At 69.8% G+C, this 21,898-nt stretch carries 18 protein-coding genes, 2 tRNA genes and 1 pseudogene; 10 read left to right on the plus strand and 11 right to left on the minus strand.

Features of this window, described 5'->3' with window-relative positions; all coding sequences use genetic code 11:
* The first annotated feature begins 408 nt into the window (after nt 1–408).
* Nucleotides 409–1,407: a glycoside hydrolase family 6 protein gene (locus tag ABZO29_RS27425; RefSeq protein WP_367322835.1), complete on the plus strand. Its 999-nt coding sequence runs from the start codon at nt 409–411 to the stop codon at nt 1,405–1,407.
* 237 nt (nt 1,408–1,644) lie between these two features.
* On the opposite strand, the gene ABZO29_RS27430 is transcribed toward ABZO29_RS27425, so the two are convergent.
* From ABZO29_RS27430 to ABZO29_RS27440, 3 genes are all read right to left on the minus strand, one after another.
* The gene (locus ABZO29_RS27430; RefSeq protein ID WP_367322836.1) at nt 1,645–3,582 is read right to left on the minus strand and encodes a galactose oxidase-like domain-containing protein; all 1,938 of its coding nucleotides are present in this window, start codon (nt 3,580–3,582) and stop codon (nt 1,645–1,647) included.
* A complete protein-coding gene (locus ABZO29_RS27435; RefSeq protein ID WP_367322837.1) occupies nt 3,579–5,564 on the minus strand; it encodes a glycosyltransferase family 2 protein in 1,986 nt (661 codons plus the stop codon). Before ABZO29_RS27435 ends, ABZO29_RS27430 begins: the two co-directional genes overlap by 4 nt.
* A gap of 623 nt (nt 5,565–6,187) precedes the next feature.
* Nucleotides 6,188–6,261: transfer RNA gene (locus ABZO29_RS27440), tRNA-Lys, on the minus strand.
* Nucleotides 6,262–6,438: 177 nt separating this feature from the next.
* On the opposite strand from ABZO29_RS27440, the gene ABZO29_RS27445 reads away from it, so the two are divergent.
* The 5 genes and pseudogenes from ABZO29_RS27445 (at nt 6,439) to ABZO29_RS27465 (ending at nt 11,924) form a co-directional block, all read left to right on the plus strand.
* A complete protein-coding gene (locus tag ABZO29_RS27445) occupies nt 6,439–7,782 on the plus strand; it encodes a peptidoglycan-binding protein (protein ID WP_367322838.1) in 1,344 nt (447 codons plus the stop codon).
* Nucleotides 7,783–7,816: 34 nt separating this feature from the next.
* Nucleotides 7,817–8,935 carry an SPFH domain-containing protein gene (locus ABZO29_RS27450; protein ID WP_367322839.1) on the plus strand — a complete coding sequence of 373 codons (1,119 nt, stop codon included), beginning with the start codon at nt 7,817–7,819 and terminating at the stop codon, nt 8,933–8,935.
* Nucleotides 8,936–9,065: 130 nt separating this feature from the next.
* Nucleotides 9,066–9,671, plus strand: a complete 606-nt coding sequence (locus ABZO29_RS27455; protein ID WP_367322840.1) for a lytic polysaccharide monooxygenase — start codon at nt 9,066–9,068, stop codon at nt 9,669–9,671.
* Between the two features lie 87 nt (nt 9,672–9,758).
* Complete coding sequence (locus ABZO29_RS27460) at nt 9,759–10,226, plus strand: DUF3592 domain-containing protein (RefSeq protein ID WP_367322841.1); 468 nt, start codon at nt 9,759–9,761, stop codon at nt 10,224–10,226.
* 40 nt (nt 10,227–10,266) lie between these two features.
* Nucleotides 10,267–11,924 (plus strand): annotated as a pseudogene (locus ABZO29_RS27465) (AMP-binding protein).
* On the opposite strand, the gene ABZO29_RS27470 reads toward ABZO29_RS27465, so the two are convergent.
* The 6 genes from ABZO29_RS27470 to ehuB form a co-directional block, all read right to left on the minus strand.
* Nucleotides 11,890–11,963, minus strand: a tRNA-Lys gene (locus ABZO29_RS27470). The pseudogene ABZO29_RS27465 and the gene ABZO29_RS27470 sit on opposite strands and share 35 nt — an antisense overlap.
* A gap of 88 nt (nt 11,964–12,051) precedes the next feature.
* Entirely contained in the window at nt 12,052–12,804 is a 753-nt protein-coding gene (locus tag ABZO29_RS27475) for an IclR family transcriptional regulator (RefSeq protein ID WP_367322842.1), read from the minus strand.
* A gap of 281 nt (nt 12,805–13,085) precedes the next feature.
* A complete protein-coding gene (ehuA, locus tag ABZO29_RS27480) occupies nt 13,086–13,862 on the minus strand; it encodes an ectoine/hydroxyectoine ABC transporter ATP-binding protein EhuA (protein WP_367322843.1) in 777 nt (258 codons plus the stop codon).
* 10 nt (nt 13,863–13,872) lie between these two features.
* Nucleotides 13,873–14,523 (minus strand): ectoine/hydroxyectoine ABC transporter permease subunit EhuD, encoded by a 651-nt coding sequence (ehuD, locus tag ABZO29_RS27485; protein ID WP_367322844.1) that lies wholly within the window; start codon nt 14,521–14,523, stop codon nt 13,873–13,875.
* A complete protein-coding gene (ehuC, locus tag ABZO29_RS27490) occupies nt 14,520–15,236 on the minus strand; it encodes an ectoine/hydroxyectoine ABC transporter permease subunit EhuC (RefSeq protein ID WP_367322845.1) in 717 nt (238 codons plus the stop codon). Before ehuC ends, ehuD begins: the two co-directional genes overlap by 4 nt.
* On the minus strand, nt 15,233–16,147 hold the full coding sequence (ehuB, locus tag ABZO29_RS27495; RefSeq protein WP_367326265.1) for an ectoine/hydroxyectoine ABC transporter substrate-binding protein EhuB: 915 nt from the start codon (nt 16,145–16,147) through the stop codon (nt 15,233–15,235). The genes ehuC and ehuB overlap by 4 nt, the downstream gene beginning before the upstream one ends.
* 47 nt (nt 16,148–16,194) lie before the next feature.
* Between ehuB and ABZO29_RS27500 the strand changes: the two genes are divergently transcribed.
* Nucleotides 16,195–16,689, plus strand: coding sequence for a DUF3830 family protein (locus ABZO29_RS27500; RefSeq protein ID WP_367322846.1), 495 nt, complete (start codon nt 16,195–16,197; stop codon nt 16,687–16,689).
* Here ABZO29_RS27500 and ABZO29_RS27505 read toward each other — a convergent pair.
* Together ABZO29_RS27505 and ABZO29_RS27510 are read right to left on the minus strand one after the other, a co-directional pair.
* On the minus strand, nt 16,670–18,070 hold the full coding sequence (locus tag ABZO29_RS27505; RefSeq protein ID WP_367322847.1) for an amidase: 1,401 nt from the start codon (nt 18,068–18,070) through the stop codon (nt 16,670–16,672). The genes ABZO29_RS27500 and ABZO29_RS27505 overlap by 20 nt on opposite strands.
* A gap of 17 nt (nt 18,071–18,087) precedes the next feature.
* Entirely contained in the window at nt 18,088–19,035 is a 948-nt protein-coding gene (locus ABZO29_RS27510; RefSeq protein WP_367322848.1) for a D-2-hydroxyacid dehydrogenase, read from the minus strand.
* A 139-nt stretch (nt 19,036–19,174) separates the two neighbouring features.
* On the opposite strand from ABZO29_RS27510, the gene ABZO29_RS27515 reads away from it, so the two are divergent.
* The 3 genes from ABZO29_RS27515 (at nt 19,175) to ABZO29_RS27525 (ending at nt 21,896) form a co-directional block, all read left to right on the plus strand.
* Nucleotides 19,175–19,969 (plus strand): aspartate/glutamate racemase family protein, encoded by a 795-nt coding sequence (locus ABZO29_RS27515; RefSeq protein ID WP_367322849.1) that lies wholly within the window; start codon nt 19,175–19,177, stop codon nt 19,967–19,969.
* On the plus strand, nt 19,966–20,697 hold the full coding sequence (locus ABZO29_RS27520; protein ID WP_367322850.1) for an aspartate/glutamate racemase family protein: 732 nt from the start codon (nt 19,966–19,968) through the stop codon (nt 20,695–20,697). The genes ABZO29_RS27515 and ABZO29_RS27520 overlap by 4 nt, the downstream gene beginning before the upstream one ends.
* Before the next feature lie 95 nt (nt 20,698–20,792).
* Entirely contained in the window at nt 20,793–21,896 is a 1,104-nt protein-coding gene (locus ABZO29_RS27525; protein ID WP_367322851.1) for an LLM class flavin-dependent oxidoreductase, read from the plus strand.
* The last annotated feature ends 2 nt before the right edge of the window (nt 21,897–21,898 follow it).

Below are 21,898 nucleotides of genomic sequence, written 5' to 3' on the forward strand. Positions count from 1 at the left end.
CTGGTCCCCGGCGTACTCGACCCCAGGCAGCGACACGGATCCTGTCCGTGGTCCGATCCCGGGAGGCCGGTTCCCTCACGACCTGGCCATATGAGTGCGGCCAGAGGCGACGGGGAGGCCCTGAACCATCACTCCGGCGCAGCAGGGGCCGCGCATGCTGGCGCCGTACCCGGTGTCCCAGATCGCACGATCACCGTAGCCCGAACGGCCCGGGCCACCGCAAGCCCGGAAGCCGACCATCACACGGTCGAGTTATATCGCGCTCGTGCACACTCCCCGGAGAGCAGTCGGCAACCCCCGGCGCCCGACGGTGTAACAGCTCCCCGACAACGCCGGGACGACCTCGTGGGGATCCCGGCACCTATGTCACGATTGAGACTTCGACCGGTACACCCAAGGGGGAGTTGGATGTCCGTCAGCAGGGGGGTAGCGGCGGTGCTGGGGGCCGCGCTGCTCGTGACCGGGTGTTCCTCGGGGGGCGGGGACGGCCAGGAGGAGGCGGGTGCCCGGATCACCCAGCAGCCCAAGGAGGCCGACCCGTTCTGGGTCAATCCGGACGGGAACGCGGCAGAGCAGGTCGCCGACTACGAGAAGTCCGGCAAGGACGAGAACGCCGAGCAGATCCGCAAGATAGCGGAGCAGCCGACCGGCGAGTGGATCGGGCCGGAGAAGCCGGAGGAGGAGGCCCGCGGCTTCACCGAGGCCGCCGACAAGGCCGGCCGCACGGCGCTGCTGGTCCTCTACAACATCCCGCACCGCGACTGCGGCCAGTACTCCCAGGGCGGCGCCGCGGACGGCGACGCCTACCGCGCCTGGATCGAGGGCGTGGCCAAGGGCATCGGGGACCGCTCGGCGACGGTGATCCTGGAACCGGACGCCGTACTGCACCTCGTGGACGGCTGCACCCAGGAGGAGTTCCACGAGGAGCGCTACGACCTCCTCAAGGGTGCCGTCGGCAAGCTGAAGTCACTGAAGAACACCAAGGTCTACCTCGACGCCGGCAACCCCGGCTGGCAGCACCCCGACCAGATCTTCGAGCCCCTCCGGCGGGCGGGCGTCGACCAGGCGGACGGCTTCGCCGTCAACGTCTCCAACTTCTACTCGACCCAGGACTCCCTCGCGTACGGCAAGCAGTTGTCCGCGAAGGTGGGCGGCAAGCACTTCGTCATAGACACCAGCCGCAACGGCAACGGCCCGTACACGGACGGAGATCCGAACGAGCGCTGGTGCAACCCGCCGGGCCGGGCTCTGGGCGAAGCCCCGACGGTGAAGACGGCGGATCCGCTGGTCGACGCGTACCTGTGGGTCAAGCGCCCGGGAGAGTCGGACGGCGAGTGCAAGGGCGGCCCGAAGGCGGGCGAGTGGTGGGCGGACTACGCACTGAAGCTGGCCCGGGCCTCCAAGTGACAGCGAGGGGCGCCCTCCGTCGCGGAGGGCGCCCCAAGTGCGTTGGGACTGGGGCCTGTCCGGCGGATCAAGTCGCAGCGAATCAACGGCACCTGGTTCAGCGCAGGTGAGCGGGGCCTGGTGCGTCCAGCTGCAAGGCGGAGGAGGGCGTCGACGCGGAGCGTCGGCAACCGACGACAACGCCGCAGATGGGCGTGCCAGGCCCCGCGTCTGCGGCATGATCCGCCGGACAGGCCCCTACGGCACCTTGACCCACTGCGCCTCGGACGGCGTCCCCTGGTCATCGTCCACGAACAGCATGTACCACCCGGACTGCACCAGGTTCTTGTTCGTGGGCACCGTCACCGTGATCTTGTCGCCGGACGTCTTGAAGTCCAGCGCGATCGACCGCTGATCCACGTCGGTGACATGCGTGGACGCACTCGGCCGGATCAGCCGCACCTTCTTGATCGTCGACGCGTGCTGTGAGGTGAACGTCCCCGACTTCCCGCGCGCGATGGTCTGCGGACCGCCCGACAGCTCGGGTCGGGCGTCCCGGTAGAGATAGGGCGGCGTGTAGATCTCGATCCGCTGCTCGAACTTCCCCGGCTTCGTGTTCGCCTTGTCGCCGAACAGCGAGTCGGAGCCGAAGAACATCACCCGCCCGTCGGGGAGCAGGATCGACCCGGAGTGGTAGTTCCGGCCCACCAGCGGATCGGCGACCCGGGCGAACGTGTTCGTGTCCGGATGGTAGAGCCGGGCCTGCAAGATGTTGGAGTCACCCCGCCCGCGGTAGTCCTCCGAACCCCCGGAAACCAGCACGGTGTCGTCGGGCAGCACCGAGGCCTGCGCGTACCGCGTGCCCTTCTCCAGCGACGGCCCGTCCACGAACCGGGGACCGGCCGCCTTCAGATCGATGATCCGCGTCTTCTTGCTGGACAGCCTGGACTCGCCGACCCCGCCACCGCCGATCACCATGTACTTCTCGTCCTGCGCGGGCGCGAGCAGCACGGTCCCCGAGGTCTCCATCAACTTCGGGTCGCTGAGCCCGGGAAGCTTGGTGAACTTGTTGGTGTCGACGTCCCAGACGCCCGGTTCGCGCCCCACGTTGTCCGGCCCGTAGCCCGCGTTCGAACCCGAATAGAAGATCTTGCCGTTCTGCATGAGGAACAGCGCCGGGTACGTCGGGAACTGACGGACCTTCGAGGTGTACGTCCACGTCTTCGTCTTCGGGTCGAAGATCTCGTTCTTGCCCGGCACGAGCTGCCCGATGTCGTCGAGGCCGGAGACGCTGAGGATCTTCCCGTCGCTCAGGGTGGTGAGCGTCGGGTACCAGCGGGCCTCCTTCATCGGGTCGACCTTGATGTACTTCTCTGCGACCGGGTCGAACTCGTAGGCGTCCCGGATCCCCTGGAAGTCCTTCTTGTCGAGCGCGAGCTTCTGCGCGATGCCGTACGTGTTGCGCGCGTCCGCACCCGTCAGGCCCTGGACGGTGTAGTTGTCCTGGGTGCCGGTCTCGTACTTGGCGCCCTTCTTCTGCGCCTCGACGTAGATACGGCCCAGACCGGGGTCGTTGCGCAGGAACTTTCCGGTCGCCTTGTCGAACACCTTCTTCGCGCGCGGCACCAGCACCGGGTCCTTGGAGACGAACGTCTTGCCGTTCTCCTTGCCGGTGAACCTGGTGCCCGCGGGCAGCGTGATCGGCTTGTCCGGGTTCTCGTTGTGGACGATCATCAGGCCGCCGGCCTTGGTGACGTCCCCCTTCAGCTTCTCGTAGCGCTTGGTGCCGCCCGCGATCAGCAGGTTGCCGTTGGCCAGTTGGGTGTGGCCGGTGCAGAACAGATCGCTGGGCGTGGGCACCTTCTTGATGGTGCCCTTGACCGGGTCCCAGATCCGGGTGTCGAACTTCTTCGCGTCGAAGTTGTCCTGGTTGTTGCCGGAGCCGGCGACCAGCAGCACCTTGCCGGTGTGCAGGAGCGCCGCGTGGATGGTGTTCTGCCGGTATTCCTCGGGGAACTCGACGATCTCCCACTTGCCGTTGTCGGCTTTGTACTCCGGTCTGTTGATCTTGTACTGGTGGTACTGCTCCGTCCCGAAGCGGTACAGCCACGGCCCGTTCATTCCGGCCAGCGCGAGGACCACCGCCGTGCCGATCGCGAGTCGACGGGCGCGGCGGTGGCCGGCACGGTCGTTCATTCCTTATGTCCCCCCAGCCCACCAAGGGCGATCTGCATGGTCTGGTCGCCGCCCTCGTCCGGGGCGACCCAACTCGGCCTGTGTGCCGGGCCGTGGCCGTGCGGCCGCTGCGCCGGGTGCGGCACCGCCGCACCGGTGGCCTGCGCCGGCTCCGCGGTGCGCTGTTGCGGCACGGTCGCGGCCGGCTGCTTCTTCTCCTCACGCAGCATGAGGCGCCAGACGAAGATCGGTGTCGCGGTGATCAGCAGGGCGAACGACGCCCAGGTGATCATCGCGGGGTGCGAGTGACCGTACACGAAACCGGCGCCGATCGACGCGCCGAAGATCAGGATGAAGTACCAGTGGTAGCGGAAGGTCCCGAACCACCGGTCCGGGCTTGCCGAGTCGCCCTTGGGCGTGACCACGAACTTGCTCTTGCGGCGCAGGAGGGAGTCGATCAGCGCCTTCGCGTAGAGCGGCGCCGACAGTGCGGACATCACCATGCCGGCCACACCGCCGGAGCCCTCCGGCTCGTGCGGCGAGACGTTGTGGCGGCGGTTCCAGATGTACAGGCCGATCTGGAGGGCGGAGGCGTTGCCGTACAGCATCAGCCAGACCGTCGGGTCGATGTTCACACCCGAGGCGCCCAGGCCCAGGAACAGCGCACAGCTCAGCGCTGCCAGGATCCAGTTGAGCGCGGAGATCGGGTAGAAGATGATCATCATCGTGTAGTTGAAGAGCTTGCCCGGCGGCAGCGAGTACCAGCCCTTCCAGTACTGCTTGAGGATGGTCTCGTACGTCCCTCGCGACCAGCGCATCTGCTGGGTGAAGAAGTCCGTCCAGGCGCTGGGGCCCTCACCGACCGCGAGCACGTCCGGCGTGTAGACCGACTGCCACTTCTTCCCCGTGACCGGGTTCTTGTGGCGGTGGATCTCGAAGCCGGTGGCCATGTCCTCGGTGATCGAGTCGTACAGGCCGCCGATCTGCTTGAGCGCCTTGATGCGTACGGCGTTCGACGTGCCGACGAACATCGGCCCGCCGTAGCGGTTGCCGGCGCGCTGGATGAGCGCGTGGAAGAGGAACTGCTGCGACTCGGCGGCCTTGGTGACGAAGTTGTCGTAGTTGCCGTACACCTGCGGGCCGATGACGAAGCCGACGTCCGGGTCGCGGAAGAACCCGAGCATCCGCTCCAGGTAGTTGGGCAGCGGCACGTGGTCGGTGTCGACCGAGGCGAAGAAGTCGTAGTCCCCGCCGTGCGCCTCGAGCCAGGCGTTGTAGTTGCCGTGCTTCGTCTTGGCGCGGTGCGGGCCCTTGGGCCGGTTCCACTTCTCGACGCCCTTGCGGGAGAAGTGGTGCACGCCGAGCCGCTCGCAGACCGCCTTCACCTCGGGGTCGTCGCCCTCGTCGAGGAGCCATACGTGCAGAAGGCCCCGGTGGCGCAGCCGTACGGCGGCCTCCAGGGTCTTCGTCACCATCTCCAGCGGTTCCTTGCCGGGCACGAAGGAGGTGAGGAAGGCGACTCTGGTGCCGGTCTCGGGCACAACCGGGATCGGGTCGCGGGCGACCAGCGTGGCGTGCGCGTTCGACAGTACGTTCATGCAGCGGAAGAACTCGATCAGACCGATCGAGACCAGCATGACGACGTCGAGCGCCGGCAGCCAGGAGAAAGCGGGGTAGTCGCGCTCCGTCCAGTGCTCCGGCTGCAGCAGCCAGGCGAGCAGGACCAGGGAGAGCAGCGGTGCGGCGCCGAGCATCAGCGCGGCCCGGATGCGGTGCGGCTCCTGCGAGAGCAGCGAGCGGTACTGCACCTTGTACGGCTTGGTCGGATCGGGCTGGGTGAGGGGGCCCGCCAGCCGGCTGTAATGCTCGTAGTCGTATTTCGGCAGTGTCTTTCTGATCCGGCGGAACGTCCCCGTGGTGCCGGTTCGATGCGAAGGCACCCTCAGCTGAGTGGTCTGTGACGGGTCGAATTCCTGCCGGGCGCCCGTCGGCGTCGACGTCATGAGTCATCCCCCCACACGCAGGTCACCGCGTGTCTGTCGGTTCCTTTCGCCGGCTCAGGTCCCCCTCGACCCTCGCAGGCGTTTCTTTGGCGGGTCACAGTCGCCACATAGCCCACACCCTACGCAAGACGTGGGACTGAGACCTTCCGGTTGCAGGATGCCCCCCTCGGCATCCGTTTCATGGACAGGGCCCCTCTCCCTGCACAACACGGGCAACCGGTTCCTTGCCCCCCAACTGCCGCGAAACCGCAGCATCTTGAAAAAACCAGGGTTCTACGGCGTTCGGCATGATCGCAAGATGTGAAACGCGGTGTTTACCGGTCAAAGCGCTCAATGTGACGCCTGTGGGGGAGGTGTGGACCCTTTGTGCGCGGTCATGGGCAGACGTGCTCGGAAGTGACCGAAGTGGTCTCTTATGGCCTCCTCTGTGCGTACGCGATCACCGGGTCGCTGCCCCTCGGTGCTTTCCCGCTGGCGCGAAACGCGCGGTCGGTCCGGGCGGGGCGGGCCGTCTCCTGTCGCGGCCCGTCATTCCGTACGGACGGCGAGCGTGTCCGGTTCAAGAGGATATCCGGCCAAATGAGGAAGGGCCCCTCGTTTGCACGAGGAGCCCTTCCTGTCTGTGCGCCGCCAGGGACTCGAACCCCGGACCCGCTGATTAAGAGTCAGCTGCTCTAACCAACTGAGCTAGCGGCGCCTGCTGACGTCGTTAACTCTACATGACGCCTGGGGGTGCTCCCGACTGCCGGCAGCGGGCCGGGAGCGGGCCCCGTACATCATTCGGACCGTCAACATGCGCGCTCTGAAGACCGTTGAGAAACTGTCGAATGTGCACAGGCGTGGACATTTCCATCTGGAGTGTGAGGGGAATCGCATGGAGACTCCGGTGTTCGAGGAATTCGACCCCGCGCGCGACTGCGACTGCCCCGGATGTGTGCACCGGAGGCAGGAGAGTCCCCCGGTCTCCCCGTCCTCCGGAGTCGGTGGTCACCCGGCCGCCCGTGCCGTGATCGTGGCGACCGCGGCCTCCGCGGCGCTCGCCGCGGGCCACGCGGCACCGGCCCTCGCCGCCCCGCACGCCCCCGCCCGGCCCGGCGTTCCCGCAGGTGACGAGCCCGTCACCCCCCAGGGCGGCAAGACCCCGCTGCACGGACCGGCCGGGACACCGGCCGCGCAGGGGAGGCCCGTCGGGACGCCCACGACGACCCGCGCGGAGATCATCAACCGGGCCAGGGCATGGGTCGAGGCGAAGGTGCCGTACGGCATGAGGGCCTACTGGCCCGACGGATACCGGCAGGACTGCTCGGGCTTCGTGTCGATGGCCTGGAACCTGCCGGGAAACGAATGGACGGGCACCCTGGTCCAGTACGGGGAGCGCATTACGAAGGAAATGCTCCAGCCCGGCGACATTCTGCTGTTCCACAATCCGGCGAACCCCCGGGAAGGATCGCACGTCGTCATTTTCGGCGGCTGGACGGACTACACGCACACCTACTACATCGCGTACGAGGAGACCCCTCCGCACGCCCGCCGCCAGGCCACGCCGTACGCCTACTGGAGCCACTCGGACAGTTACGTCGCCTACCGCTACAAGGGGCTCGCGGCGGACACGGCGGGGGCGAATCCCGGCCAGGGCGGCGCGGCCGGCCGGCCCCAACCGGACGCCGGCACCGGCACGGTGACGGCCCGGTACCCGGGAGCCGCGCACTTCGGCCCCGGTGCGAACAACCAGTACGTCACCCTTCTGGGCCGCAGGCTTGTCGAGCGCGGCGCCGGGCGCTACTACACCTCCGGCCCCGGCCCGCGCTGGTCGGAGGCGGACCGCCGGGCGACCCGGGCGTTCCAGCTGGCGCAGGGCTGGCGGGGCGCCGCCGCCGACGGGATGCCGGGGCCGCGGACCTGGGCGCTGCTGATGACCGGGGAGGGCAGGAACGTCACGGCCGGGGCGGCCGGTGCCGCGACGCCCGTCCGGCAGGGGGTGCCCGGCTATCCGGGGCGGGCGGCGTTCCGGCCCGGCGTGAGCAGCGCACACGTCACCCAGCTAGGACAGCAGCTGGTGAAGAAGGGGTTCGGCAAGTACTACACGACCGGGCCGGGACCGCGCTGGGGCGAGGCGGACCGCAGGAACGTCGAGGCCTTCCAGCGCGCGCAGGGCTGGCGGGGCGGCGCGGCGGACGGCTACCCGGGGCCGGAGACCTGGCGGCGGCTCTTCTCGTGAACCGCCCATCTGGCGCGGAGGCTGGAGGCACGCAATGAACGCGATCACTTCACAGACGCCCGAGTCCGAGGGCCCGGCCACCCGGCCGACGCGGCTGATCCACAACGAAACGACCACCGAGATCCCCGTCCACCTGCTGTTCCGTGACGACCCCCAGGCGCAGCCGGTGGCGCTCGGGTCCGCGGTCGTGGGGTGCCGTCAGGAAACGGGTGAACAGCCGCGCCTCAGGCGCCCGGTGGCGATTAAGGCGCGGCCGGTGGCGCAGGTCGATCCCGCGCTGGTGGAGCTGCCGGCGCCGGTGCTGCCCGGGGCGGTGGGGGTGCTCGCCGGGGTCGGCGGGGCGGCCGGGTGCGCGGTCACCTCGTGGTGGGCGGGAGCGCTGCCGCCGCTCGTGGTGGAGGCGCTGGGACTGCCGGCGTACCCGCCGGGGGCCGGGGGGCTGGGTCCGGTGCAGTGGGCGGCGTTCCTGGGGGCCGGCGCGCTCGGCCTGTGGGGCTTCGGAGGCCTCGCCCGCGGGCGGACGGGGTGCTCGTGGGTGCTCGGACTGTTCGGACGTTACCGGGGGACGGTCCGGCGTACCGGTCTGCTGTGGATCAACCCGCTGCTGATGCGCCGCCGCGTCGACGTGCGGCTGCGGCACTGGCGCAGCGAGCCGATGCCCGCCGCCGACGGCCATGGGGTGGCCCTGCGGGTGGTGGTCCTGGTGGTGTGGCGGGTCCGGGACACCGCGCGGGCCGCGCTCGGCGTCGAGGACCACGAGACGTATCTGCGCGAGTGCGTCGAGGCGGCGCTCGCCCGCGTACCGGTGGAGATGCCGGGCGGCACGCGGGGTTCGGTGGAGGCGGCCGGGGACGCGCTGACGCGGCTGGTCGCCCAGGACGCGGGGGTGATCGGCCTCGAGGTGTTCTCGGTGCAGCCGGTCCGGGTCGAGTACGCCCCCGAGGTCGCCGCCGCGATGCACCGGCGCCGGATCGCCGCGCTGGACGCGCAGCAACGGGCAAGCATGCTGACGTCGGTCGTGGACTCGGTCGAGGACACGGTGACGCGGCTGACCATGCGGGGACTCGTCGAACTCGACGACTACGAGCGGAAGGCGCTGGTGAAGGACCTCACGGTGGCCTTCTGCGCGGGACGCGGCGAACAGGCGCCCTGAAGGTGGCGTACAAGCGCCCTGAAAACGGTCCGCGATTGGTATGGACATGTTCAAGGGACGGTCATAATCTCAGACTTGGTCTAGACCTGCACGCCTCACAGAACTCCCCACGTTCTCCAGGAGCGGCAGCATGCGCAAAAAGACCAAGTGGTACGCCGCCGCGCTCGGGCTCACCACGGCAGGAGCCTTCGTGCTCTCCGCCGGAGGCGCGAGCAGCCACGGCTACACCGACCTCCCCATCAGCCGGCAGAAGCTCTGCCAGAACGGCACGGTGACCAACTGCGGCGACATCCAGTGGGAGCCGCAGAGCGTCGAGGGTCCGAAGGGCTTCCCGGCCTCCGGACCGGCCGACGGGCAGATCTGCAGCGGCGGTCTCAGCCGGTTCAGTCAGCTCAGCTCCCCGCGGACCCCGTCGGGCGCCGCCTGGCCCACCACCCGGGTGACGGGCGGCCAGAGCTACACCTTCCGCTGGCAGTTCACCGCCATGCACGCCACGACCGACTTCAAGTACTACGTCACCAGGGCGGGCTGGAACCAGAACCACAACCTGGCCCGCTCCGACCTCAACCTCACCCCGTTCCTGACGGTCCCCTACGGCGGCCAGCGCCCGCCGTCGACCCTCTCCCACAGCGGCACCCTGCCGTCCGGGCTGAGCGGACACCACGTCATCCTCGCGGTGTGGACGATCGCCGACACGGGCAACGCGTTCTACGCCTGCTCGGACGTCACGTTCTGAGGTTCCCTTGAGTCAGTGACGCGGCCGGCGTGGGTACGTTCCTGCCACGCCGGCCGACCGGGGCCGTGCACGGCCTTCGGGGGATCCATGGAAGCCATCTTCTTCATCGTGCCCATGCTCATGATCGCGCTCGCCTCCTTCGCCGCGATCCTCGTGATCCGCCGCTCCCGGCGGATCAGCCGCGCCTGGAGCAGTGGCCTGACCGCCCAGGCGCGCTGTCTGCGGACCTACACGACGACGAGTGGTGGCGGTGGCGACCGCTCGGTGCACACGACCATGCACCACGTCTACGAGTTCGTCACGTACGACGGCCGCCCCGTCCGGTTCGAGGAGCGGGGCGGCCCGGGGACCACCCTCGAGGGCGACATCGTCACCGTGCACTACGCGGCGGACCGCCCGGAGCAGGCCACGGCCAAGCCCCCGGCGCCGGGGAAGCTCGCGGCGGGCACGGGATGCGTGCTGGCCTTCCTCGGCATGCTCATCCTCTTCGCCCTCGGCTTCATCCTGGTGACGGTCGCGGTGTTCGCCCACGCGGAGGACTTCGTGCAGTCGTAGCCATCCACATCTGACGGTGCGTCAACTACCGTGCGCCTCCATGGAGTCCACAAGGCGTACCGTCGCCGAACTCGTCCGCGCGCAGTGGGGCGACCACCGGCCGGGGCTGTGGTGCGAGGAACGCGTCCTCACCCATCACCAGGTGGCCGCCGGTGCCGCGGCCCGCGCGGCGCTGCTGGCCGACCTGCTGCCGCCGGGCGCCGAACCGCACGTGGGCGTGCTGCTCGACAACACGCCGGAGTTCCCGTTGTGGCTGTCGGCCGCCGCCCTCGCGGGCGCGGCGGTCGCCGGGATCAACCCCACCCGCCGGGGCCCGGAGCTGGCCCGCGACATCCTGCACACCGAATGCCGGATCGTCGTCACCGAGCGAGCCCACCTGCCGCTCCTCGACGGCCTCGACCTCCCCGGGGTACGTCTGCTGGTGACCGACGCGCAGGAGTACGACGCCCTGCTCGCGCCCTACGCCGACGCGGAACCGGACGACGCGAAGGCCACCCCGGCCGACCGGCTCCTGCTGTACTTCACCTCCGGCTCGACCGGAGCTCCGAAGGCGGCGATCTGCTCCCAGGGGCGGCTGGCCGCGGCCGGCCGCTCCCTGGCCGGGCAGTTCGGGGTGCGGCCGGACGACGTGCACTACGTCTGCATGCCGATGTTCCACGGCAACGCGGTGATCGCCGACTGGGCGCCCGCGCTGGCGGCCGGGGCGGGGGTGGCGCTGCGACGGCGGTTCTCGGCGTCCGGCTTCCTGGCGGACGTACGCAGGTATCGGGCGACGTACTTCACGTATGTCGGACGCGCCGTCCAGTACGTCCTCGCCACCGAGCCGCGGCCCGACGACCGGGACCATGCGCTGCGGCTCGGCTTCGGGACCGAGGCGGGGGCGGTGGACGCGGCGGCCTTCGAGCGGCGGTTCGGGGTGCGGCTCGTGGAGGGATACGGGTCGTCCGAGGGCGGCGCGGCGGTGCAGTGGGCGTCGGGGACTCCCGCGGGGGCCCTCGGCCGGGCGGCACCCGGTCTCGTCGTCCTCGATCCGGAGACGGGCAAGGAGTGCCCGCCGGCGGTCTTCGACGCGGTCGGGCGGCTGGTCAACGGTGACGCGGCGATCGGGGAGCTGGTGAACCGGGGGCCGAACCCCTTCGAGGGTTACTGGCGGAACCCGCAGGCGGAGGCGGAACGGCGGCGGGAGGGCTGGTACTGGACCGGGGACCTCTTCTACCGGGACGCCGACGGCTTCCTCTACTTCGCCGGACGCACCGACGACCGTCTGCGCGTCGACAGCGAGAACCTGGCCGCCGCGATGATCGAGAACATCCTCGCCCGGTACGGGCGTGCCGCCGCCGTCGCCGTCTACGCGGTGCCGGACCCGGTGACCGGGGACCAGGTCATGGCGGCGATCGCCGGCGAGTTCGATCCGCTCGGGTTCGTGGAGTTCCTCCGAGCCCAGCCGGACCTGGGGACGAAGATGGCGCCCCGCTTCGTGCGGGTGATGGAGCGGATGCCGGTCACGGCCACGAACAAGATCCACCGGGCGAAGCTCAGGAAGGAGGGGATCAGGTGTGCCGATCCGGTGTGGTGGCGGCCTCCCGGGGAGAGTGCCTATCGGAGGCTGACCGAGGCAGACGCCGAAGGGCCCCTCGCTCCCACGAGAGGCCCATCGTCATCGTGCGCCGCCAGGGACTCGAACCCCGGACCCGCTGATTAAGAGTCAGCTGCTCTAACCAACTGAGCTAGCGGCGCATGACTCCCGCCGTCCGCTCTGCGGCGGTCGGCGACGTAGAAAATACTACCTGCTCCCCAGGGGTGGTCCCGACCACCCCTGGGGGATCTAGAAGGCCAGTGACAGCAGCACCGGTGCCGCGTTCCTGTTCAGCGTGTCCGCGGCCTGGCGGAGCCGGTGCGCGTGCTCCACCGGGAGCGAGAGCGCCAGGCAGCCGACCGAGGAACCGGCCGTTATCGGGACGGCCGCGCAGACCGTGCCGATCGCGTATTCCTGCAGGTCGAGGTGGGGCACGGTGGGCGGCTGGGCCTCCAGACGGGAGAGCAGCACCTTGTCGCTGGTGATGGTGCGCGAGGTGAGGCGGGCCATCTTGTGGCGGGAGAGATGGTCCCGGCGGCCGTTGTGGTCGAGCTGGCCGAGGAGGCTCTTGCCGATCGCGGTGGCGTGGGCGGAGGAACGGAAGTCGAACCACTCGTTGACCGCGGGTGTGGCCGGGCTGTCGGCGTACTGGGTGATGTTGATCTCGCCGTCGACGTACCGGCTGATGTAGACGGCGGCGCCGACGGAGTCGCGCAGCCGGTCCAGGGTCTGCTGGAGCTTGTCGCGCAGGGCCTGCTCACGGTGGCGGGCGGAGCTCAGCCTGGTCAGGGCGTCCCCGGCGATGTACGCCCCGTCGGTGATCTGCTCGACGTATCCCTCGCGACGCAGCATCCGTAGGAGCGTGGTCAGTCGCTCCGTGCCGAGGTGCGTCTCGCGGGCGAGTTCGGCGTCGGTCACGCCGGATGAGTGCCGTGCCACGATCTCCAGGACGCGCAGGGCGTCCTGGGCCGAGTGGTACGGCGCGGTCGGCTCGAGCCTCACGACAGCTCACCTCGCATGGACGAGGTGGGCGCGTGGGTCGGCCGGGGGTCCGGGGGGCGTCCCCCGGGACAGCACGGTAGCGCCACGGTGTTCCCCCTGCGGTCGCCTGATGGCCGTAATCCGGACAGCGAATCCCCTCCACGATAACGGTCAAGACCGTGACGTGGAGGGGGTGTTGGCGAGATCGTGGCCCTCTCAACTGCGGTGCTGGCACGCTGGCATATGTCGGCGTCACCACCCGAGGTCGAGACCTCGGATGTTGGTGCGTTCAATTCCTGCAATTACAGGACCGCGCTGAGAAATTCCCGCGTCCGCTCCTGCTCGGGGTCGCCGAAAATCTTCTCCGGCGGGCCGGACTCGATGACCCGGCCGGAGTCGAACATCAGGACCTGGTCCGAAATGTCCCGGGCGAAGTTCATCTCGTGGGTCACGCAGAGCATCGTGATGTCGGTGGTGCGGGCGATGTCCCGGAGCACGTCGAGCACGCCCGCGACCAGCTCCGGGTCGAGCGCCGAGGTCACCTCGTCCAGGAGCAGCACCCGCGGCCGCATCGCCAGCGCCCGCGCGATCGCCACCCGCTGCTGCTGCCCGCCGGACAGCTGGGTGGGCCGGGCGTCGCACTTGTCGGCCAGCCCCACCAGCTCGAGCAGCTCGCGGGCCCGCGCCTCCGCCTCGTCCTTGGACAGGCCGAGCACGGTCACCGGGGCCTCGGTGACGTTGCGCAGCACCGACATGTTCGGGAACAGGTTGAACTGCTGGAAGACCATCCCGATCTTCTTGCGGACCTCGCGGACCTGCTTCTCGGGGGCCGGGAAGAGCTGCTCCCCGTCGACCGTGATCGTGCCCTCTTCCGGCTTGGTCAGCGTCATCAGCAGCCGCAGGATCGTGGTCTTGCCGGAGCCGGACGGACCGATCAGCGTGACGTGCCTGCCGGAGTTCACGGAGAAGTCGAGCCGGTCGAGGACCGTGTTCGTCCCGAAGCGCTTGGTGACCCGCTCCAGGCGGATCAGCTCGCTGCCGTCCGCCGGCGGATTGGCGCCTGCGTCGGGTTCTTTCATCAGGGGGGCGTCAGTGGACAAGACGTCGCTCCAGTGCTCGCAGAAGAAGGGAGGCCAGGTAGGAGATGAGGACGAAGGCCACGCCGATCACCGTGAGGGGCTCGGTGAACTGGAAGTGCTCCTGGGAGTACAGCCGCGCCTGGCCGAGCATCTCCAGCACGGTGATCGCCATCAGCAGCGGTGTGTCCTTGAGCATCGCGATGACGTAGTTGCAGAGGGCGGGCACGACCCGGCGGATCGCCTGCGGCAGGATCACCACCTGCCAGGTCCTGGTCCTCGGCAGGTTCAGCGCCGTCGCCGCCTCCCACTGGCCGGCGGGCACCGCCTCGATGCCGGCCCGGTAGACCTGCATCGTGTACGTCGAGTAGTGCAGTCCGATCGCGAAGACGCCGGTGGCCAGCGCGGAGAAGGTCAGTCCCCACTCGGGCAGCACGTAGAAGAGGAAGAACAGCTGGACCAGCAGCGGGGTGTTGCGGACGAACTCGGTGACGGCGCCCACCGGCCAGCGCACCCAGCGGCTCGGCGTCCGCATCAGCAGCGCCCACACCAGCCCGAGCGCGAACGAGATCAGCGAGCCCAGGGCGAGGGCCTGCAGGGTGACCAGCACGCCGTCCCAGAAATGCGGCATGAAGTCGGCGACGGCACTCCAGTCCCACTTCATCGGACACCACCTCCGACGCCGGCCGTCGCCTCGGGCACGCGCACCGGGGCCACCGCCTTCTGCGGCGCCTTGCCGACGCCCGCCTTCAGACGCTTCTCAAGACCCCGCATGACCCGGGTCAGCAGGAACGCGATCACGAAGTAGATCAGCAGGATGTACGTGTAGATCTCGGCGCTCTCCTGCAGTGCGAGGCGCACCAGGTTGCCGCTGAACGCCAGGTCGCCCATGCCCATGACCGACACCAGCGCGGTGCCCTTGAGCAGTTCGATCAGCAGGTTGCAGAAGGTGGGGATCATCTCCGGCACCGCCTGCGGCAGCACGATCAGCCGCAGCCGCTGCCAGGGCGTGAAGCTCAGCGCGATCCCGCCCTCCTGCTGCGCCGGGTCGACGGCGTTCAGCGCACCGCGCACGATCTCCGTGCCGTACGCCCCGTAGGTCAGGCCCAGCGCCAGGGTGGCCGCCCACATGGGTACCAGCTGCCAGCCGAAGGCGAGCGGCAGCACGAAGAACACCCAGAAGATCATCACGAGGGCCGAGGTCCCGCGGAACACCTCGGTGTAGAAGCCCGCGAGGAAGCGGACGATCCACCGCCGGTGGGTGCGCGCGATCCCGACGGCGAAGGAGACGACGACGGCCACCAGCGAGCTGAGGACCAGCAACTGGACGGTCGTCCATACACCTTTGAGTACGAGTTCCCAGAGTCCCGAGGTCATCCGCCGCACAGCTCCTTCGCGGTGAGGTCGGTCATCTCGGCCCGTGTGAAGCCGAAGGGCTCGAGGATGCGGAACAGCTCGCCGCTCTTCTTGAGCGCGTGCAGTTCGGTGTTGAAGGCGTCCCGCAGCCTGGTCTCGGTCGGCCGGAAGGCGAAGGCGCCTCCGTCGACATGCGGTTTGCCGTCCACGAGGGGCGCGAAGGGCTTGGTGGCCTCCGCCTTGCCCGACTTCTTCACGACCTCCCGGGTGGTGAGCGCCGTACCGGCGAACACGTCGACACGTCCGGCCTCGACGGCGTTCAACCCGGCGACCTGGTCGGGGACGATGAGGATGTCGCTCTCCTTGTACCCGGCCTCGACGGCGTACTGGATCTCGGCGTATCCGGTCCCGGTGGCGAACTTCGCCTTCTTCTCGACGACGTCCTTGTAGTCGTGCAGCCCTTTCGGATTCCCCTTCCGCACGATGAAGGAGTCCAGCATCTGGTAGTCCGGGTCCGCGAAGACGACCTGCTCGCAGCGCTCGGGATTGACGTACATCCCGGCGGCCACGACGTCGAACTGCTGCGAGTTCAGGCCCGGAATGAGCGAGCCGAACTCGGTCGGCACGGGCTGCACCCTGTCCACCCCGAGCCGCTTGAATATGACCTTGGCCAACTCCGGTGCCTCGCCGGTGAGATCGCCGTTCCTGTCGATGTATCCGAAGGGGATCTCGCCCGCGATTCCGAGCCGTACGACTCCGGCCGCCTTGAGCCGGTCGAGTAGGTCACCGCCCTTCGCGGTCGACGCCGTCGCCACCCGACTGCAGCCGGCGGCACCCAGGGCGCCGAGCGCCGCCACCCCCGCGAGCAGCGACCGGCGCGTGGTTCCGGTTGTGTGTGCGTCATGACTGACATGACTGGTTGGTGGAGCCATGGCGGCGCGGCTACCCGAGAGCATGCGATGTATGCACCCTGGAAGGCATGACGGATCGGTTCATCGAGGTGTCGCTGGCCAAGCGGGGAATCCACTGCACCGCAAAGCTCCTGGACGACCGCGCCCCGCTCACCTGCGCGGCCGTGTGGAACGCCCTTCCGCTGAGCGGAGACGTCTACCACGCGAAATACGCACGCAACGAGATCTACGCTCTTTTCCCGCCCTTCGCGGAATCGGAGCCACCCCTGGAAAATCCGACAGTCACCCCGATTCCCGGAGATCTCTGCTATTTCTCCTTCGCCGGTACCGAATTGGGGACCAGGGCCTACGGCTACGACCGCGAGGTCCGCGCCGGGACGACGGTCGTCGACCTGGCCCTGTTCTACGAGCGCAACAACCTGCTCCTCAACGGCGACGTGGGCTGGGTGCCCGGCATCGTCTGGGGCCAGGTCGTGGAGGGTCTCGCGGAGATGGCGGAGGCCTGCAACGACCTGTGGCGGGCGGGGGCGGCGGGGGAGACGCTCAGCTTCCGCCGGACGTGACCCCGGCCTCGTACAGCGCGTGCGCCGCGCGCAGGACGAGGTCGTCGCGGTGGCGGGCCGCCACGATCTGCAGGCCGATCGGCAGACCCCCGCCGTCCGTCCCCACCGGGACGGAGGCAGCGGGCTGCTGGGTCAGGTTGAAGGGGTACGTGAACGGGGTCCAGCCCGTCCAGCGGTGGTGGCCGGAGTCGCGCGGGACCTCCGCGCCCGCCTCGAACGCCGTGATCGGGAGGGTGGGGGTGACCAGCAGGTCGTAGGTGTCGTGGAAGCGGCCCATGCGGCGGCCGAGGTCCATGCGGACGTCGACCGCGGCCAGATAGTCGAGCGCGCTGAAACGGGCGCCCAGGGCGCAGATCTCCCGTAGCCCGGGGTCCAGCAGCTCCCGCTGGTGCGGCCCGAAGCGCTGGGTCACCCGCGCCGCCCCGCTGAACCACAGGGTGTGGAAGGCGTCCACCGGGTCGGTGAAGTCGGGGTCGGTCTCCTCGACGTACGCCCCCAGCCCGGCCAGCCGCTCCACGGTCCGCCGTACCGCCGTCGCCACCGCCGGCCGCACCGCGACCTGGCCGCCCAGGGACGGCGAGTACGCCACCCGCAACCCTCGCACACCCCCGGTCACGGCGTCCGAGTACGACGTACCGGCCGGGCCCAGTCCCGACCAGTCGCGGGAGTCCGGCGCGGCGATCACGTCGAGCAGCAGCGCCGCGTCCGCCGCGTCCCTGGTCATCGGGCCCACGTGCGACAGCGTACCGAAGGCGCTGGCCGGGTAGAGGGGGACACGGCCGTACGTCGGCTTGAGCGCGAAGATCCCGCAGAAAGCCGCCGGGATGCGCACACTGCCCCCGCCGTCCGTGCCCAGTGACAGCGGACCCGCACCCAGGGCCACGGCCGCCGCACTGCCGCCGCTCGAGCCGCCCGCGGTACGCGTGGGGTCGTACGGGTTGCGGGTCACGCCCGTCAGCGGGGAGTCGGTGACGCCCTTCCAGCCGTACTCGGGTGTCGTGGTCTTGCCGAGGAAGACGGCGCCGTGCTCGCGCAGGCGGGCCACGGAGGGGGCGTCCTCGTCCCAGGGGCCCTCCTGCGGGATCGTCCTCGAGCCGCGCAGGGTCGGGTGGCCGCGCAGGAGCAGGATGTCCTTGACGGTGACGGGGACGCCGTCGAGCAGACCGGCGGGCGTGCCCTGCTTCCAGCGGTCCGCCGACGCGCGCGCCTGCGCCAGGGCCTCGTCCGGCAGGAGCCGTACGAACGCGTTCACCTCCGGCTGGATCCGCTCGGCCCGCTCCAGCGCCGCCCGGGTCGCGTCGACGGGACTGAACTCGCCCTTGCGGTAGCCCTCGACGAGCCGTACGGCGGTCAGAGTGGTGAGCTCGGTGGAATCCGTCATGCGCCCTCCCGGGGACGTCAGTGGCCGGGTACGTATCCGCGCTTCTTGTCGACGACGTTCCGCAGCGGTCTGCCCGCCGCCCAGCGCTCGTACAACTCCACGAACTGGGCGCCGAGTTCGTCCCGCCAGCCGATCGTGTCGCCGCTCATGTGGGGGGAGATCAGCAGGTTCGGCACCTGCCACAAGGGACTGTCGGGGGAGAGGGGTTCCTGCTCGAACACGTCCAGCGCGGCCCCGGCGATCCAGCGCTTGGACAGCGCCTCGGCGAGCGCGTCCTCGACGACCAGCTGCCCGCGGCCGACGTTGACGAAGCGGGCGGAGGGCTGCATCACGCCGAAGCGCCGGGTGTCGAACATGCCGTACGTCTGCTCGGTGAGCGGGGCGGCCGCGATCACCCAGTCCGCGCGGGCCATCAGCCGGTCCAGGTCGTCGGGGCCGTGGACACCCGTGCGCGGGACACGGCCGACGAGCGCGGTGATCACGCCGAGCGCCTTGAGGGTGTGCACGATCGCCCGCCCGATCGGGCCCGAGCCGACGACACAGGCGCGGGTGCCGGCCAGGCGCTGCGTCTCGCGGTGCCGCCACTCGTGCTTCTGCTGAAGCTCCCAGGTCCGCGGCAGGTCCTTCGCCATGGTCAGGACCAGGGCGGCGACGTACTCGGCGATGGGCTCGTCGAAGATGCCGCGCGCGTTCGTCACCACCGTGTCGGACGCGGCGAGTTCCGGGCACATCAGATGATCCACGCCGGCGCTCGCCGTGTGCACCCAGCGCGGCCGCGGGCCCCCGCCCGGCCAGGCCTCGCGCACCGCGTGCGAGGCGAAGTCCCACACCAGCAGTACGTCGGCCTCCGGGAGGCGCTCGGCGAGCGTCGACGCGTCCGTGTGCACGATCCGGGCCCGTCCGGTGAGGCGGCCGAGGCGGGGGAGGGGGTCGGCGTCCAGGACGAGGAGGGTGGGGGCAGTCATGCAGGGCCGTTTCTGCGGAGGTGACCTGGTGTCTGACATGCGCGGATTGACCACGCTCGCACCCGAACCTACCGTCGTCAACACGGGCGTGCGTACGATCCGTTGCCCTCGTCTGTCGAGCGTGAGGCCGGTGCCTGCCATGGACGTCTCATTTCTGGGCGGCCCGCGCCCCCAGCGCGGTGTCGGTGTCATAGCCCCCTTCGACTTCGCGCTCGACCGCGAACTGTGGCGCTGGGTGCCGGACGAGGTCTCCCTGCACCTGACCCGGACGCCGTTCGTGCCGGTCGAGGTGAGTCTCGATCTCGCCCGCCTGGTGAGCGAGCACCAGACGCTTGGCGACGCGGTGCGCACGCTCACCGCGATCACACCCGAGGTCGTCGCCTACGCCTGCACCTCCGGCAGCTTCGTCGGCGGCGTCGCCGGGGAACGGGCGATGTGCGAGGCGATGACACGGGCGGGCGCGGTGCCGTCCGTGACCACGTCCGGGGCGCTGCTGGAGGCGCTCGCCGAGCTGGGCGCACGACGGGTGGCGCTGGTGACGCCGTACACCGTGTCGGTGACACGGGCGCTGGAGGAGTACGTGGCGCAGGCGGGCGTGACGGTCACGGGGTGCGCGTTCATGGGGCTGACGCGGCACATCTGGAGGGTGCCGTACCGGGATGTGGTGGGGATGGCTCGGCGGGCGGTACGGGGCCGGGGCGCCGATGTGCTCTTCATCTCCTGCACGAACCTGCCCACGTACGACGTGATCCCCCAACTGGAGGTCGAGCTGCGGATACCGGTGATTTCGGCCAACCAGGTGACGATGTGGGCGGCCCTGCGCCGGCTGGGTACCCGGGCGGTGGGGCCGTATCAGGCGCTGCTCGACGAGACGGCGCGTGCGTGGCCTCCCGTACTTCCGGAAGAAGAGCAGCAGCAGGAAGGGTGGACATGACAGCACTCGGATTCCTCTACCCGGGTCACTCGGCCGAGGACGACTACCCGCGCATCGAGCAGCTCCTGGGCAGTGACATCCGGGTGGACCTCGTCCACACGGACATCGGCGAGGACGCACACCGGGTCGACGCGCTGCGGCGCATGGGATCGCCGGAGCGGCTGACCGCGGGGGTCGAGCAGCTGCGGCTGGCCGGGGCGGAGGCGGTGGTGTGGGCGTGCACGAGCGGAAGCTTCGTGTACGGCTGGGAGGGCGCCCATGAGCAGGTGCGCACCCTTGCCCGGGCGGCGGGTATGCCGGCGTCCTCGACGTCCTTCGCCTTCGTGCACGCCGTGCAGGAGATCGGGGTGGGGCGGGTGGCGGTCGGGGCGACGTACCCGGAGGACGTCGCCCTGCTGTTCGGGGACTTTCTGCGGGCCGGGGGAGTGTCGGTGAGCTCGGTCCGCAGCTCCGGGATCGTGACGGCGGCGGAGGTCGGGGAGTGGGGGGAGGAACAGGTCTTCTCGCTGGCTCGGTCGGCTGACGCGCCGGACGCGGAGGCGGTGCTGTTGCCGGATACGGCGCTGCACACGGCTGCGTACATTCCCGCGCTGGAGAAGGAGCTGGGTAAGCCGGTGCTTACGGCCAACCAGGTCACGGTGTGGGAGGCGTTGCGGTTGACTGATCGGCGGGTGAATGAGCCGGGGCTGGGGGTGTTGTTCACTCGGGAGCCGATCGTTCAGGTGTGAGGGGTTCGCCCACCCACCCGCCCGGGAATAAGCGGGGACTGCCTCCTGTTAATCACGCCCGGACACCACACGCCCGAACAACAGGAGGCACCCCCGTGGTCGCAGACGAAGCCCCCGCCGACGAGGTCCGAGGTGTCGTGCAGGGCGCCGCTCCCGTGCCGCTCTCCGTGTTGGATCTCGTCACCGTCGGGGCCGGGCGTACCGCGACCGACGCGTTGCGGACCAGTGTGGACTTGGTCCGGCTTGCGGAGGCGCGGGGGTTTCACCGGTACTGGGTCGCCGAGCATCACTCCATGCCCGGCGTCGCCTCCTCCTCGCCCGCGGTGATCCTTGCCCACCTCGCCGCGCACTCCGAGCGCATCCGGCTCGGCTCGGGCGGTGTCATGCTGCCCAACCACGCGCCCCTCGTGATCGCCGAGCAGTTCGGGACGCTCGAGGCCATGGCGCCCGGCCGTATCGACCTCGGGCTCGGGCGTGCCCCGGGGACCGACGGCGCGACCGCCGCCGCCCTGAGGCGCACCGACCGGCTGAACGAGGGCGCCGACGACTTCCCCGAGCAGCTCGCCGAGCTCATCCGTTTCCTGGACGACGACTTTCCCGACGGGCACCCGTACGGGCGTATTCATGCCGTTCCCGGGCCCGTCCAGGGCACGTCCCCGGGTGGTGTCCAGTCCCCGCACCGGCCGCCCGTCTGGCTGCTCGGCTCCTCCGGCTTCAGTGCCCGCCTCGCCGGTCTGCTCGGCCTGCCCTTCGCCTTCGCCCACCACTTCTCGGCGCAGAACACCGTCCCGGCCCTCGACCTGTACCGGGAGTCCTTCAAGCCGTCCCGCGTCCTCGACGCGCCGTACGCCCTCATCGGCGTCTCCGTCCTCGCAACCGACGAGGAGAGCGAGGCCCGGCGGCAGGTTCTTGCCACCGGGCTCAACATGGTGCGGCTGCGGACCGGGCGGCCGGGGCTGTTCCCGACACCCGAGGAGGCCGAGGCCCACGAGTTCAGCCCGATGGAACGGGAGTTCGTCTCCTCCTGGAACGCCAACATCGTCCACGGCTCCGTGGACGAGGTGCGCTCCGGTCTCGACGAGCTGCAGAAGCGCACCGGAGCCGATGAGCTGATGCTCACCTCCCACGCCCATCGCGGTGAGCTGCGGCTGCGTTCCTACGAACTCATCGCCGACGCCTACGGGTTGCCCACCATCTGACC

Origin of the sequence: Streptomyces sp. HUAS ZL42, from assembly GCF_040782645.1 — a bacterium.
Lineage (GTDB): Bacteria > Actinomycetota > Actinomycetes > Streptomycetales > Streptomycetaceae > Streptomyces.

What these genes read in the sequence shown, in the direction of transcription:
- ABZO29_RS27425 (WP_367322835.1), top strand. Translation starts at nt 409, where the DNA reads ATGTCCGTCAGCAGGGGGGTAGCGGCGGTGCTGGGGGCCGCGCTGCTC.
- ABZO29_RS27430 (WP_367322836.1), bottom strand. Translation starts at nt 3,582, where the DNA reads ATGAACGACCGTGCCGGCCACCGCCGCGCCCGTCGACTCGCGATCGGC.
- ABZO29_RS27435 (WP_367322837.1), bottom strand. Translation starts at nt 5,564, where the DNA reads ATGACGTCGACGCCGACGGGCGCCCGGCAGGAATTCGACCCGTCACAG.
- ABZO29_RS27445 (WP_367322838.1), top strand. Translation starts at nt 6,439, where the DNA reads ATGGAGACTCCGGTGTTCGAGGAATTCGACCCCGCGCGCGACTGCGAC.
- ABZO29_RS27450 (WP_367322839.1), top strand. Translation starts at nt 7,817, where the DNA reads ATGAACGCGATCACTTCACAGACGCCCGAGTCCGAGGGCCCGGCCACC.
- ABZO29_RS27455 (WP_367322840.1), top strand. Translation starts at nt 9,066, where the DNA reads ATGCGCAAAAAGACCAAGTGGTACGCCGCCGCGCTCGGGCTCACCACG.
- ABZO29_RS27460 (WP_367322841.1), top strand. Translation starts at nt 9,759, where the DNA reads ATGGAAGCCATCTTCTTCATCGTGCCCATGCTCATGATCGCGCTCGCC.
- ehuA (WP_367322843.1), bottom strand. Translation starts at nt 13,862, where the DNA reads ATGAAAGAACCCGACGCAGGCGCCAATCCGCCGGCGGACGGCAGCGAG.
- ehuD (WP_367322844.1), bottom strand. Translation starts at nt 14,523, where the DNA reads ATGAAGTGGGACTGGAGTGCCGTCGCCGACTTCATGCCGCATTTCTGG.
- ehuC (WP_367322845.1), bottom strand. Translation starts at nt 15,236, where the DNA reads ATGACCTCGGGACTCTGGGAACTCGTACTCAAAGGTGTATGGACGACC.
- ehuB (WP_367326265.1), bottom strand. Translation starts at nt 16,147, where the DNA reads ATGGCTCCACCAACCAGTCATGTCAGTCATGACGCACACACAACCGGA.
- ABZO29_RS27500 (WP_367322846.1), top strand. Translation starts at nt 16,195, where the DNA reads ATGACGGATCGGTTCATCGAGGTGTCGCTGGCCAAGCGGGGAATCCAC.
- ABZO29_RS27505 (WP_367322847.1), bottom strand. Translation starts at nt 18,070, where the DNA reads ATGACGGATTCCACCGAGCTCACCACTCTGACCGCCGTACGGCTCGTC.
- ABZO29_RS27510 (WP_367322848.1), bottom strand. Translation starts at nt 19,035, where the DNA reads ATGACTGCCCCCACCCTCCTCGTCCTGGACGCCGACCCCCTCCCCCGC.
- ABZO29_RS27515 (WP_367322849.1), top strand. Translation starts at nt 19,175, where the DNA reads ATGGACGTCTCATTTCTGGGCGGCCCGCGCCCCCAGCGCGGTGTCGGT.
- ABZO29_RS27520 (WP_367322850.1), top strand. Translation starts at nt 19,966, where the DNA reads ATGACAGCACTCGGATTCCTCTACCCGGGTCACTCGGCCGAGGACGAC.